The following is a 13,394-nucleotide window of genomic DNA, read 5'->3' on the forward strand; positions in this document are numbered from 1 at the left end:
CCTTTCCCTACACGAGGTTCTTCCGATCTGTAATGCTAAGTGTTCCTCTGCTGGAAGTCTTTGAATATTGGTAGGATTATTATTGAGTTTATTAAAATCAACATGATGACGATGGTTGCCATCTGCTGACTTATATACTCCTGCATTCAAGTTATAAAAGTCTGCCAACAAATGGGTATAAATCCACTTTTCTTTTTTAGGATTCCAAACCATTTCATAACCATCTAATCCCTGACCAGTTTTTGTCTTTTGAGATAACTTTCGATACAGAGGCATCAAAGCATCATTTGGTGTTAATAAAGCTGCTGGTTTATAACTACCATCTCTAAGCATAAAAGGATGATCTGGAGTACAAATTAGAGTTTCATCATTATCCAAAATTATCTTAATAACTCTGGCATTTTGCTTCGTCATTCTCGCATTAATTATCCTTTCAATTGCCACATATCCCTTCTCATTAATTGTGTAACAAAAATGTTCTTTACCCTCAGCTTGTTCAGCTACTATTTCTCCAAAGCTGAGATTACGTCCATCAGCTAAAGCAATTTGTTGATTTTTTAGCCAACAGCCCCCGGCGCTGTCGCCCTCGACCAGGTATATCTCGGATTCTTCAGGGTTTTTCGTACTGCAATCGGCTAGTTTTCCTGGTAATGGAGAAGATTCTAAAACTGATTTTCTCCTCACTAAATCCCTCGCTCGACGTGCTGCTTCTGCTGCTTTAAAAGCTTGAATAGCCTTCTCTAAAACTGCATCAGCAATTTGAGGATTAAAGTCTAAATATTCAGTTAAAACTTCTCCTACCAAAGAGTCAACAATACCTCTAACTTCAGTATTGCCCAACTTAGTCTTTGTTTGACCTTCAAATTCTGGTTCGGGAACCTTTACAGAAATAACTGCCGTTAAACCTTCCCGAACATTTTCACCACCCAAATTAGAATCACTTTCTTTGAGTTTATTCCGCTTACGAGCAATACCATTCATTGTTCTGGTTAAAACAGTTTTCAACCCCTCCAAATGAGTACCACCATCAATAGTCCGAATATTATTGGCAAAACCGAGAACATTATCACTAAAAGCATCAACACACCATTGCAAAGCTACTTCCACTTGTACATCATTCTTTTCCCCTTGTACAAAAATCACCTCTTCGTGCAAAGGTTGCTTTTCCCGGTTCATGTAGATAACATATTCCTTGATTCCACCCTCATAACAATAAGATTCAACTCGTGGTTCATCACTTTTGATTAATTCTAGGCGGTGGTCTGTTATCGTAATCTTGACACCTGCATTCAAATATGCTAGTTCTCGCAGACGACCAACAACAGTATTGTAGTCAAATTCTATACCTGTAGTAAAAATCTGTTCATCGGGGAGAAAGTGTACTGATGTACCCGTGCGCTTTTCTTTATTAGACTTAGATTTCAGCTTATCAGTAGGTTTGCCACGCTCATAACCTTGGATATGTGTCTTTTTCTCACGCCAAACCGTTACCTCTACCCACTCTGACAGAGCGTTGACCACAGAAACCCCCACTCCGTGTAATCCCCCAGAAACTTTATAACCACCACCACCAAATTTACCTCCAGCGTGGAGAACAGTCATAACTGTTTCTAAAGCTGACTTACCTGTTTTAGAATGGGTATCCACCGGAATTCCCCGGCCATCATCTGTAACTTTAACAGAACCATCTTCATTCAGATCTACTTCGATGTGGGTGCAATAACCAGCTAGCGCCTCATCGATAGAGTTATCGACAACTTCGTAGATTAGATGATGTAGTCCACGAGGCCCTGTGGTCCCAATGTACATTCCTGGTCGCTTGCGTACCGCTTCGAGACCTTCGAGAACTTGTATTTGTTCAGCGCCATAATCGCTGCTGGCCATAGCAATATCCCTCCTAATACTGGCTTTAATCGCAACTTTTGTCAAAAAATGATAAAGTTCTAGTAAATTATAACATAAAAGCCTTAAAAGCGACTCTGGGCTATTCTGAGGAGAAATTTATTTAGGGGATGTAGGCAGCCAGGAGTCAGAAGTCAGGATTCAGGAGTCAGGAGACAGAATTAACAAAAATTTAGACAGAAGTTTCGACCTAATATCTAATCCGGTAGCATCGGTGTAATTAGACGGGAAGTAGGGGAGTAGGGGAGTAGGGGAGTAGGGGAGATGGAAAAATACTTGGTAATGGTTGAAGATGAAACATTTTTTACTTGCCGAATTAAACGGATTTGATTAAAACAACGATCGGGACACCCTTATCAATGGATAATTGATAATTGATGAATTTGGTTGGTGGTGAGACCTCTATTAGAAATTTAACTTCTGACTTCTTCAATTAACAAGGAGTCAGGTAGGGGAACCGACGGAGAGTTGACCTGAATTATTTCTTGATAGAATAATATGTAGAAACCAATAACTTGTCTGACTTTTGACTTTTGACTTTTGACTTTTGACTTTTCTCTAATTACTATTTGTGGGCCTACTGCTACAGGTAAATCTGGATTAGCCTTGGATTTAGCCGAGAGATTAGGATCGGCGATTATTAGTGCAGATTCCCGTCAAGTGTATAAGTATTTTAACATTGGAACGGCAAAACCAACTACAACAGAACGGGAATTAGTATCTCATTACCTAGTAGATATTTGTGAACCCACGGAGATTTTAACTCTAGCAGAATATCAGGAACAGGCACAAGATTTAATTAATAAAACTGGTGTGACATTGCCAAGTTTATTAGTGGGGGGTACAGGTTTATATATTAAGGCAGTAGTTAAAGGTTTGAAGATTCCTAGAGTTGGGCCTAATGAAAAGTTGCGATCGCAATTAGCAGATTTAGGTCAAAAACAATGTTACGAAATGTTAAAACAAGTTGATGGGATTGCTGCTCAAAAAATTCACCCTAATGATGCGACACGAACATTGCGAGCATTGGAAGTTTTTTATGTGAGTGGGAAACCCATTTCTCAACAGCAGGGAGAAAACCCACCAGATTATCCTATTTTGCAGATCGGGTTAGACTGTGATGTGGAAGTTTTGGGGAGTCGTATTCGTCATCGGACAAATAAAATGGTGGAAGTTGGGTTAGTGGAAGAAGTCAAGTTTTTATGTGAAAAATATGGTGCGGAGTTACCATTGTTAGATACATTAGGTTATGCAGAGATGAAACAATATTTGGCAGGAGATATTAGTTTAACTGAAGCTATAGATGCAACAGTTTTACATACTCGTCAGTTTGCCAAGCGACAACGAACTTGGTTTCGAGCGTATCCAGAAATTGAATGGTTTGATGCAGCAGCACCAGGTTTATTAGATAAAGTTTGGCAGCGAGTGGAGGAGTTTATATCAACTAGAGAGTAGGAAGTAGTAGGAAAGAATTGAGAAATCTGTAGGGACGTTGTATGCAACGTCCCTACCTATTCCCTAAGATTGATTATTTCTCCCTGTTCCTTGTTCCCTCTTTTCTAGAGATGTCTAATAGACATATCCAATAATAAAAAATAAAATCAATTACCGCACATAAATTATCAATTCTTCCCCTCCTGGGAGGGGTTAGGGGTGGGTTCCCTACTCCCTACTCCCTCTTTTCTGGAGATGTCTAATGAACATTTACTAAACAACTACCATAAAAAACAAAAAAAAGGTAGGCAAAACCCACCTTTGAAATGGAGAAAGAATAAAAAGTTTCTGTTAAAATCTCCTTTCCCAAACTGATAAGTAATTCCTCATTATTAATTGCTGATAGCTGACTGCTAATAGCTGAATGCTTACCAATAAATTATGCGCCAACAGATTCTTTCGCAGCATACATAACTTCCAAAGAAATCTGCTCAAAACCACGTTCTCTGGCAAACTTTTCCGTATTTCGCTTCACCTTACCCCGAACAAAACCAGGCACTTTATTCAATTCTGCCTTTGCTTCCTTCGTCCAATTCAAATCAGAATCAGCAGAAATACTCTTAGTAATTACCTCTTTAGTATCATGGCCACCAAATATTTCTAATAGATGGTCTTCCATACCCAAAGTAAAGGAATTATAAACCAGATCTGCAATTTGATTAGTTCCTTCATAACCCATAAACGGTTTATAACCAATAGGGAAATTCTGAATATGAATAGGTGCAGCAATTACACCGCAAGGAATATTCAACCGTTTACCAACATGACGCTCCATTTGCGTGCCAAAAATTGCTGAAGGTTCCACACGAGCGATCGCATCCCCAATCTCACCATTATCCTCAGTAATTAAAACCTCATCGCAATATTCACTCACCTGTTCCCGGAACCAGTCAGCATCATACTTACAATAAGTACCTGCCCAAACCACATGAATACCCATTTCCCGTGCCAAAATTTTTGTCATGGCAGCAGCATGAGTATTATCCCCAAATACCACCGCCTTTTTACCAGTTAAATTTTGACAGTCAATGGAACGAGAAAACCAAGCAGCTTGAGAAACGTGCAAAGTTTGATTATCAATAAATTCTTCATAGTCAACATTAGCACCTTGAGCATTAACCACTTGCTGAATTTTACGAATACAACGAGCAGTTTCCACTACACCCATAGGAGTAATGTCAACATAAGGAGTTCCAAACTCTGACTCTAAATATTTAGCTGCCATTATCCCCAGTTCGCGATAGGGTGTGAGATTAAACCAAGCGCGAGGTAGATTTTTTAAGTTGTGAACGGAAGCACCTTCAGGAATAACTTCATTAACTTCAATGCCTAAGTCTGCCATCAAGCGTTTTAATTCAGTGCAGTCGTGTTGGTTGTGGAAACCAAGGGTAGAAACACCAATGATATTCACAGAAGGTTTTTCAGTTTTCCCCTCTGGCAGTTCTCCTTTCTTTTTCGCCTTCTCAATATAATACTTAACTATTTGCTGCAAAGTGTTGTCCGCAGCTTGGAGTTCATTAACACGGTAATGGTTAACATCTGCCAACATTACATCACCTTTAGCATCAAGTTGAGCGCGTTCGACAAAGTTTTCTAAGTCTTCTTGCAAAATGCTAGAAGTGCAGGTGGGAGTAAGAACAATTAAATCTGGGGTTTCTTCTTTGTCTTTGCGGACAATGTTATCTACTACTTTTTCTTGAGAACCCCGCGCTAGTACGTTACGATCTACTACGCTGGCAGTCACAGGTGTATAATCTCTTTCTCTTTCTAACATAGAGCGCATGACATTGAAGTAGTCATCACCGAGAGGAGCGTGCATTATGGCGTGAACGTTTTTGAAAGAGCTGGCAACGCGCAGAGTGCCAATGTGAGCGGGACCTGCATACATCCAGTAGGCTAATTTCATCTAATTTTCTCCGTTTTATTGTTAACTGTTATAGAGCTGTTAGTTTGATTGTCTCAGATTTTTGATATTTTTATTCATTTAACGGGACTTTTTGAACAATATTTTTTCAGGGTATTCCATCAACAAGAAACTTAGTTTGTCATTAAAGCAATAAAATTTTGTTTTATTTAAGTATTCTTAATTTTTAGGTTAATTTCTGTTAATTAAAGACATAAAAGGTTGACAATTGTTTGATATGGGTATAGGAAATTAGCGATCGCTAATTTGCTAATGACGAAAAAGGTTGGCAATTATTTTGTTTCGATATCAAAAAGCGATCGCTTGCCTAAAGTATGCGATCGCCCTTCACAAAAATAAAACATTAGAAATATAACTAACTTGACACTCCACGGACTAAAGTCGCGTGGATTCGTGACTAGGAGCTTTCTATCGGGTTAAAACCACGATTTTCACATTGCTCGTTTACGAAGTATGCCGTTAGGCAAACAACCACATTGCCAGTACCGTACCGTAGTACGTATACAGCAGCAGTCCACGCTTACGGTGCCAATTGCCACTACTCTCTCCGACCAAAAGGCCATTGAGTCTACTTTTTAAGTTATTAATTAATAATAACACATTTTTTTGACTACGGGTTAAAACCCGCGACCGTCGTTTCCATCCACCGCTTAAAAGACGGTGGTTTCCCACTTACCGAATTTTTATGATGATTATATTACTTATTACTTCCAATGACTGCATCCAATAATAGATCCGCACCAAAACGCACAGGATCAGTGCAAGGTAAACCAGTTTCTGTTTCTATTTGAGCGATCGCTTCTTTAGCCGTCACTTCATCTAAATGAAAAGTATTCATAGCAATACCAACAACTCGCGCTGGTTCCATAGCGCCACCAGCAGCAGCTACCATCTCATACAACTGAATTACTTTAGGTAGTGGTGGAATCAAAACACTAGGATGATTGCGAATATGAGTTTGATTAGCACGATGTACCAAAATTAAATCCGTGGGTTGAGTACCGCGCAATAGTGGGAGGGTAGCAGTAGAACCAGGATGCAATAAAGAGCCTTGGCCTTCAATAATCAGTAAGTCGTGGGTATTGCCAAACTCCATAATCATTTGTTGCACTGCTCCAGCAGCAAAGTCAACTCGCACTGCATCTAAAGCAATACCATTACCAGCAATCATTAAACCTGCTTGGCCTGTAGCGAGGAATTTAGAATTGAAACCTCGGCGTTGAGCTGTGGCATTGAGTTCTAAACTGGTAGACATTTTACCGATCGCCATATCAGTACCCACTGTTAAGACTCGGCGACAAGAAAGTGTTCTAGCTTTCCCACTAGCAATAGTTAATCCTTGAGGTTCCTGACGCACATCCCATATCCATTGTGTAGGTCGCAATAGTGGTTGAATTTCTGGATGATTTGCCAGAGAGCTATGCAAACCGTTGACTACTGATAACCCAGAAGTAACTGCTTGTTTGATTTCTCCAAACCATTCATCAGGTAAAGCACCGCCGGAAGGAGCAATACCTATGACTAATACTTCTGGTTCAAAAGCGATCGCTTCGGCAACGGAAGCAACTATTGGTACATCGCGGGGAATTTTAGTGAGTTCGGGTAATGATTTTCCGGCACATTGGCGATCGATGACGGCAACAATTTCTGCTTGACTGTAGCGCAATAGTGATAAGCCAGTTTTGCCTGATGAACCCTGTATGCCATTGTGTAGTAGAATTGCTATTTTACTATTTTGAACTTTTGATTGTGTATTTTCTGTAGTCATGGTTTTTTAACGAATAAATTATCTTTGTAAGTACAAGTAATAGTTAATAATGAACCGATAATACAAATAAAACTCCTTTTATAACTTAACATCTGTATAGGTAATTTACAAATCTTTGTATAACCTTAACTATAGTATTTAGTTTAAACTAGCATTCATTGAAAATTGTGTAATAATTTGTTAAAAATATATTTTTAATCAACGTTCCTGATTCTTTATTGAAAAATCATAAATCCATGAGTATATTTTAATGATAAATTATGATTTTTTTTGCCCATCATACCAATTCCCAAAAATAATGCTATACTTCATGAAAACCTCAGTTATTAAGTAATAATAATGGTTCAGTAATGTTTTTAACGATTCTCGGCATTAAAACAAGATATCTTATGTCTTTGAATCCTACTCCCTACTCCCTACTCCCTACTCCCTACTCTCAAGGAGATGTAGCAAGACTTTTGAGATTTGGTATCAGACATAATTAAATGCAAAAATTTCCTCAAAAATTAGTGAAAAATATGCTGTTGTCCATAATATTTATTACTACAGTAAATTTTACTGATAAATTGTGGGTATGCGCCTCCCCTTTTAAGGGGATAAAAAAAATAGAATTCCGTATTTTCTTGCCTCCTTATTGCAGAGGTACTGATAACTGATAACTGATAACTGAAATGACTATCTTAGCCGTCACAAAGGTCGAAAATACTAATATTTTTAGTACTATTGATGGAATTTTTCAAAAGTTAGTAGCCATCCTAGAAAAAATTATCTTTTTTGATATTGCTGGTTTCCCACTAATTGTATTGTGGCTAATTTTAGGAGCAATTTTACTAACATTTCGTATGGGGTTTATTAATATTCGAGGTTTTAAACACGCTATTGATATCGTTAGAGGAAAATATGATTCCCCAGAAGATGAAGGAGAAGTTACTCACTTCCAAGCTCTTGCCACAGCTATTTCTGGCACAGTGGGTATAGGAAATGTGGCAGGTGTAGCGATCGCCATCCAATTAGGCGGGCCTGGTGCTGTATTTTGGATGACTATTGGTGGGTTATTTGGTATGACCAGCAAATTTACCGAATGTACTCTTGGTCTGAAATACCGAAGAATCAACTCAGATGGTTCTATAGCTGGAGGCCCAATGTACTATTTATCCAAAGGTCTAGCTAGTATGGGATTGCGTGCAATGGGGCAAGGAATGGCCACTTTATTTGCTTTCTTCTGCGGACTATCGACTCTAGTTGGTGCTAGCATTTTCCAAACTAATCAGTCTTACATCGCCGTTTCTAATGTTATACCTGGGTTATCAAGTTGGGTTTATGGTGCGATCGTGGCAATATTAGTAGCGATCGTCATTCTGGGTGGAATGAAACGTATTGGTGCAGTTGCGGGTAGTTTAGTACCAACAATGGCAGTTATTTATATTGTTGCTTGTCTGTGGATTTTAGGTATTAATTTTACCCAAATTCTGCCAGCTTTTGGTAAAATTTTCACCGAAGCATTTTCTCCTTCAGCAGTAGTTGCTGGTGGTTTTGTCACAACATTTTCTATAGGGTTAAGACGGTCAGCTTATTCTAATGAAGCAGGATTAGGTACTGCATCTATTCCCCATGCTTCGGCTAAAACTAATGAACCAATTCGAGAAGGAATAGTGGCTTTATTAGAACCATTTATTGATACAGTTATTATCTGTAATATGACAGCTTTAGTAATTGTAATTACAGGAGTTTATCAAGATTATCGGCAAGGAATTGATGGAGTAAAAATGACTTCTGATGCTTTTGCTTCAGTTTTTAGTTGGTTCCCTTATATCTTGGCTTTTGCAGTTTTCTTGTTTGCTTTTTCAACTATGATTAGTACTGCTTATCAAGGAATAATTTCTTGGAACTATTTGTTTGGCAGTCAGACAGCTATTATTCCTAAAATTATCTATATTTTGGGTGTAATAATTGGTGCTAATGTTAGTGTTGGTGCAGCTTTAGATTTTACAGATATGATGCTTTTAGCTATGGCTTTTCCTAATTTAATTGGTTGCTATTTAATGTCAGGTGAAGTTGCATCCGATCTAAGAAATTATATGCTTCGTTTGCAGTCAGGAACAATGTAATATATGAGAAACAATTTTTGATCTCAATTAAGCAGATTTGACCTTTTTTGTATTTTTTTTCTGACTTTCAAACTTGCCCTTACCTTTTTTGACTATCGGGTATCGTTTTCTTTTGTTACGAAGTTGACCTTTCTTCCAGACTGGAGATTTTCCACGGGGTTTGGGAGCAGATGTGGGTGTTCCAATGAGGGCAATAACTGCTTCAAAGCCCTTATCGATCAAAAGTTTTGGCTTATGCTAATTTAATTATCATCCCCCAACTATGCAACACAAAAATCACTATACCACACTTACATGGAATAGGCTGTATTCTGTTGCAATGCACTTGTTAGGATTCATACCCGGCCTGAGAAAAGTGCAACGCAGCCTATGACCTCAACTGAGATATCTTTAAATCTCTGATTAAGGACACTCTTCAACTCTTCAAGGTTGTCGTATTGGTTTGAAAAAAACCCTTTCTTGTTGTAAATAGCCATCAAACGCTTGGCAAACCAATTTCTCGACACACCACCCTGTAAAATTGTTGAACCAAAAAGAACTCCATTAGGATTCATCAAAGCCTTGAGATAATCGAGAGCAACTGACTTCGTCTCAAGGGTGCCTGGAAGACAATGGAACACGTAATTGATTCCTACAGAATCAAACTTTTCTGCATCCAAGTTAATGGGCTCTAAAATATTTCGACCATAGGTTTTTGGGTTATATCGCGCAATACGCTGGGAAGTAAATTCCAGCGTATTGCTATTAAGGTCAATCAATGCAACACGTGGCGTTTGGGAGGGAAATTTGCACCGATCAAGGAAGTAGCCTGTTCCTATTCCCACATCTAGATGATTCGCTGTAACCATTTGGTTGTAGTGCTTCATCAGCCATTTAGTCGGGCATTTCCAAATGAATTGGTTTGAAAAGCCAAGGACTACGAGATCGTAGACAGCTAGTGTCTGCTTGGTGTAAACAGCTTGCGCAACTTCTACTTGTTCATTTGTAATATTCATGTCTACCTTATCTATTTTTTACTGCTACTTTATTTTTACTATAAAGTCTAATATCATGTCCGCAGGACTTACGCAAGGGCACTACATATAGTGTTAACCCTTAAGGTTCTCTGTACATTGGCTATCTAAACTAAGTTCCTCTTAGCGATCGCCACAGCCACAAAATTATCATTAAATGAAAAATTAGATTGAGTATATTGTAGGTTGTCTGGTATTATTATAATTGAAAATAGCATATATTTTCTTTTTGTCCAAAGTCCAAAATGGGAAGGATGCTGTGTTTGAACTTACTGATGCGACAATATTAAACCCTAGCCCCAGTTCTGTGGCCGAATTATCTTTGTCTCCAATATTTCGCAGACAATGGCATAGTGTTTATGAAGCTATAGAAGATTGTTATCCATCACGATATAAAATGATGGAAGTTTATATCAACCAAATCGCATTCAATCAAAGACCATTATTAGTAGGAGATCATAGTGCTTGGCTACGACCAGATGCAGTTACCTTACAAGAAAGAACCTATGAACATATGTTAGCGTAGCTCCCCCGGAGGGGAAATATGATATTACATTCTGGTAAAGATTCAGGTGAGAGTGATCGCCTAATACTATTTATTCTATTTCATCTGAACAAATTTATAGTCTAATTCACCAACGCCAATTCTTTATTCCTCAACTTGATAACCCAACTCTGCTAATTGAATCCGAGACTGTCGCCATTTAGATTGCACTTTTACAAATAACTCCAAATAAACTTTTCCAGCAATTAACTTTTGAATTTGTTGACGTGCTGCGCTACCAATAGCTTTTAACATATTCCCCCCTTTACCTATAATAATTCCTTTCTGAGATGAGCGTTCAACATGAATAGTAGCAAGAATACGAGTAATAGTTGTTTCCTCTTCTACTCTATCAATAGCGATGGCTACTGAGTGGGGTACCTCTTCCCGAGTCAACAGTAAGATTTGCTCTCGGATCAATTCCCCCATAATAAAACGTTCTGGTTGGTCTGTTACTAAGTCAGGAGGATAATAATAAGGTCCAGCTTCAAGATGTTCAATCAACAAATTTTGTAGTCCTTCTACTCCTTCCCCTGTAAGAGCAGAAAATTTCACTATTTGCCAAGGGTGAGGAGCGATAGATTGATGATAACTAGCTTCTATTTCCCGATCATCTTGAGGTTGTAAGTCTAATTTATTCAAACCTAAAACCACAGGAGTATCTGTTTTGTTGAGTAAATCGATAATATATCGATCGCCCCCACCAGCTATTACTGACCCATCAACTACCAGCAACACCACATCTACAGATTGGATTGCTATTTTAGCATTTTGAACTAATACTTTGCCCAATTGGTGATGAGGTTTATGAATACCAGGAGTATCAACAAAAATCATCTGCGCTGCTTCTGTAGTCAAAATACCACGCAAACGATTACGAGTAGTTTGAGCAACTGGGGAAGTAATAGCAATTTTTTGCCTTACCAGTTGATTCATTAGAGTAGATTTGCCAACATTAGGCCGTCCTATTATACCAACAAATCCAGATTTATATCCCGCAGGTGCTACGGGAATTATCATACTTGTGGACAATTCCATTTTTGTATTTTTTTAATTTTATATATTTCAAAAATAACAACTTATACTAAATTTGGTTTAGAAAGAACCGTTATTATGAAGGTAAGAAAGAATGCAGAGGGCAGAATGCAGAAGGATTAGAGAGTAAGAGCGAAAAACGGACTTTTGATAACCGGATTTGGTATTATTAATATTAAGTAAAATTTTTTTGATATCAACTGTTGCTTGCTAGTAGAGCTGAAAAATATAGACTATCCAAGACTTATATCTACAAAATGTCTATATTTTTACACCATTAATTTGTGTTATTATCACATACGTCTGCTAAGACCAGAGGATTTTAGCAACGATTATGGAGTGTCCTGCACTCGACTTTTCATCTCTGATGAAAACCCCAGAGGGAATCCTAAACTCAATGTGCTTGAGCGGAACATTAACTTTCTTTGTTAGTAGACTTATGGACGGGTGAGTCGGGAAATCGCTTTTAGTCACCGATGAAGAGCGTATCTAAGATTGTTTAGATTTTTAGAAGGTGATAGATACTATACATTTTTCTTGTAGTTATAAGAATATTATCAAAATACAAGGATTAAAGTATATTACGTTGTGTGAGTCTCAGAGGATTTTAGCAACAATTATGGAGTGTTTTGCACTCGACTTTTCATCTCTGATGAAAACCCCAGAGGGAATCCTAAACTTTCTTTGCCAGTAGACTTATGGACGGGTAAGTCGGAAAATCGCTTTTAGTCACCGATGAAGAGCGTATCTAAGATTGTTTAGATTTTTAGAAGGTGATTAAATTGATCTAGAACTAGGAAAAAAAATGAAAAAATTTTCTACATTATTAGGAAGTGTTTGTGCTTTAGTAGTCGCAAATTTACCTCTGCCAACTTTGGCAATACCATCTGATTTCGACTACAAATCTGGTAAGGAAGAATATTATCCATTACCAGATTTGTCTATTCCTTACAGAACTTTACCCAGAAGATTTGATTTTCCAATTATTACTGAAGTTGATGTTGATGACAGTATCAGTACAGACTCTCCAATAACTGATGCTTTTGTTAACAACCTACCTCCTATACCCACTGGAATTACTTTAGATGAGCTTTTGCGTTACAGAGCGGAGTATACTGCTTCTATAGAAGCTTGGGGAGAAGAGGTTACAGAATGTTTGAATAAAAAACCACGATTACTGAGAGTTAGCACAGGCAACCCAGTCATTATTAATGGAGTAGAAGGTACAATAGTTCTAAATGCTAACAATCGTGCTGTCTGTAGGTAACAAATAATTAATAATTAATAATTAATAATTACCTCTTCTTTTCAAGGAGAGGATTTACTCAAAGGAAAATTTTTTCTTGAAAGGAGAGGCTTTAAACCTTAATTATTCGGTAATCTAAAAAAGAAAGCTTGGTTCTAAATGAGATGAATAGAAACAAGCTTTCTTTATTTTTTTTTTACTTTTTAAAGACAATCACTCAGAAACAAAGAAGGCTGCATAGTCAGAAGTAAGAAGTGAGTGTATGAGGTCAAGTCCTCGGTCTGTTAGTGTGTCTAGGCTGCATACATTACTGCATTTCCACCGAACACCTATAAACGGGTAGTCTTCCCGTGACCTTAC

11 protein-coding genes and 1 rRNA gene are annotated in these 13,394 nt (G+C 37.9%); 4 read left to right on the forward strand and 8 right to left on the reverse strand.

The window, feature by feature from the left end; genetic code table 11:
* The coding region (locus tag F6K54_RS27695) for an ATP-binding protein (protein WP_293084863.1) at nucleotides 1-1,884 on the reverse strand (1,884 nt) is incomplete at its 3' end.
* Nucleotides 1,885-2,442: 558 nt separating this feature from the next.
* On the opposite strand from F6K54_RS27695, the gene miaA reads away from it, so the two are divergent.
* Entirely contained in the window at nucleotides 2,443-3,357 is a 915-nt protein-coding gene (miaA, locus tag F6K54_RS27700) for a tRNA (adenosine(37)-N6)-dimethylallyltransferase MiaA (RefSeq protein ID WP_293084833.1), read from the forward strand.
* Between the two features lie 418 nt (nucleotides 3,358-3,775).
* On the opposite strand, the gene bchB is transcribed toward miaA, so the two are convergent.
* The 3 genes from bchB to F6K54_RS27715 form a co-directional block, all read right to left on the reverse strand.
* The gene (gene bchB, locus F6K54_RS27705; protein ID WP_293084836.1) at nucleotides 3,776-5,302 is read right to left on the reverse strand and encodes a ferredoxin:protochlorophyllide reductase (ATP-dependent) subunit B; all 1,527 of its coding nucleotides are present in this window, start codon (nucleotides 5,300-5,302) and stop codon (nucleotides 3,776-3,778) included.
* A 477-nt stretch (nucleotides 5,303-5,779) separates the two neighbouring features.
* Nucleotides 5,780-5,992 (reverse strand): hypothetical protein, encoded by a 213-nt coding sequence (locus tag F6K54_RS27710; protein ID WP_293084839.1) that lies wholly within the window; start codon nucleotides 5,990-5,992, stop codon nucleotides 5,780-5,782.
* Between the two features lie 25 nt (nucleotides 5,993-6,017).
* Nucleotides 6,018-7,088 carry a DUF1611 domain-containing protein gene (locus F6K54_RS27715; protein WP_293084842.1) on the reverse strand — a complete coding sequence of 357 codons (1,071 nt, stop codon included), beginning with the start codon at nucleotides 7,086-7,088 and terminating at the stop codon, nucleotides 6,018-6,020.
* Nucleotides 7,089-7,759: 671 nt separating this feature from the next.
* On the opposite strand from F6K54_RS27715, the gene F6K54_RS27720 reads away from it, so the two are divergent.
* Entirely contained in the window at nucleotides 7,760-9,196 is a 1,437-nt protein-coding gene (locus F6K54_RS27720; RefSeq protein WP_293084845.1) for a sodium:alanine symporter family protein, read from the forward strand.
* Between the two features lie 27 nt (nucleotides 9,197-9,223).
* Here F6K54_RS27720 and F6K54_RS27725 read toward each other — a convergent pair whose 3' ends face one another.
* Nucleotides 9,224-9,418, reverse strand: coding sequence for a hypothetical protein (locus F6K54_RS27725; protein ID WP_293084848.1), 195 nt, complete (start codon nucleotides 9,416-9,418; stop codon nucleotides 9,224-9,226).
* A gap of 113 nt (nucleotides 9,419-9,531) precedes the next feature.
* Nucleotides 9,532-10,191 carry a class I SAM-dependent methyltransferase gene (locus F6K54_RS27730; RefSeq protein WP_293084851.1) on the reverse strand — a complete coding sequence of 220 codons (660 nt, stop codon included), beginning with the start codon at nucleotides 10,189-10,191 and terminating at the stop codon, nucleotides 9,532-9,534.
* 247 nt (nucleotides 10,192-10,438) lie between these two features.
* Between F6K54_RS27730 and F6K54_RS27735 the strand changes: the two genes are divergently transcribed.
* Nucleotides 10,439-10,735: a hypothetical protein gene (locus tag F6K54_RS27735; protein ID WP_293084854.1), complete on the forward strand. Its 297-nt coding sequence runs from the start codon at nucleotides 10,439-10,441 to the stop codon at nucleotides 10,733-10,735.
* A 123-nt stretch (nucleotides 10,736-10,858) separates the two neighbouring features.
* Here the strand turns inward: F6K54_RS27735 and era are convergent, their stop codons facing one another.
* Complete coding sequence (era, locus tag F6K54_RS27740; protein WP_293084857.1) at nucleotides 10,859-11,791, reverse strand: GTPase Era; 933 nt, start codon at nucleotides 11,789-11,791, stop codon at nucleotides 10,859-10,861.
* Nucleotides 11,792-12,593: 802 nt separating this feature from the next.
* On the opposite strand from era, the gene F6K54_RS27745 reads away from it, so the two are divergent.
* Entirely contained in the window at nucleotides 12,594-13,055 is a 462-nt protein-coding gene (locus tag F6K54_RS27745; protein WP_293084860.1) for a hypothetical protein, read from the forward strand.
* Nucleotides 13,056-13,298: 243 nt separating this feature from the next.
* On the opposite strand, the gene F6K54_RS27750 is transcribed toward F6K54_RS27745, so the two are convergent.
* A 23S ribosomal RNA gene (locus tag F6K54_RS27750) occupies nucleotides 13,299-13,394 on the reverse strand; the annotation flags it as partial.

The organism is Okeania sp. SIO3B5, from assembly GCF_010692555.1.
GTDB lineage: Bacteria > Cyanobacteriota > Cyanobacteriia > Cyanobacteriales > Microcoleaceae > Okeania.

Bases quoted from the DNA above. Each gene is read 5' to 3' on its own strand.
- F6K54_RS27715 (WP_293084842.1), bottom strand. From the start codon at position 7,088: ATGACTACAGAAAATACACAATCAAAAGTTCAAAATAGTAAAATAGCA.
- era (WP_293084857.1), bottom strand. From the start codon at position 11,791: ATGGAATTGTCCACAAGTATGATAATTCCCGTAGCACCTGCGGGATAT.
- F6K54_RS27730 (WP_293084851.1), bottom strand. From the start codon at position 10,191: ATGAATATTACAAATGAACAAGTAGAAGTTGCGCAAGCTGTTTACACC.
- F6K54_RS27745 (WP_293084860.1), top strand. From the start codon at position 12,594: ATGAAAAAATTTTCTACATTATTAGGAAGTGTTTGTGCTTTAGTAGTC.
- F6K54_RS27720 (WP_293084845.1), top strand. From the start codon at position 7,760: ATGACTATCTTAGCCGTCACAAAGGTCGAAAATACTAATATTTTTAGT.
- bchB (WP_293084836.1), bottom strand. From the start codon at position 5,302: ATGAAATTAGCCTACTGGATGTATGCAGGTCCCGCTCACATTGGCACT.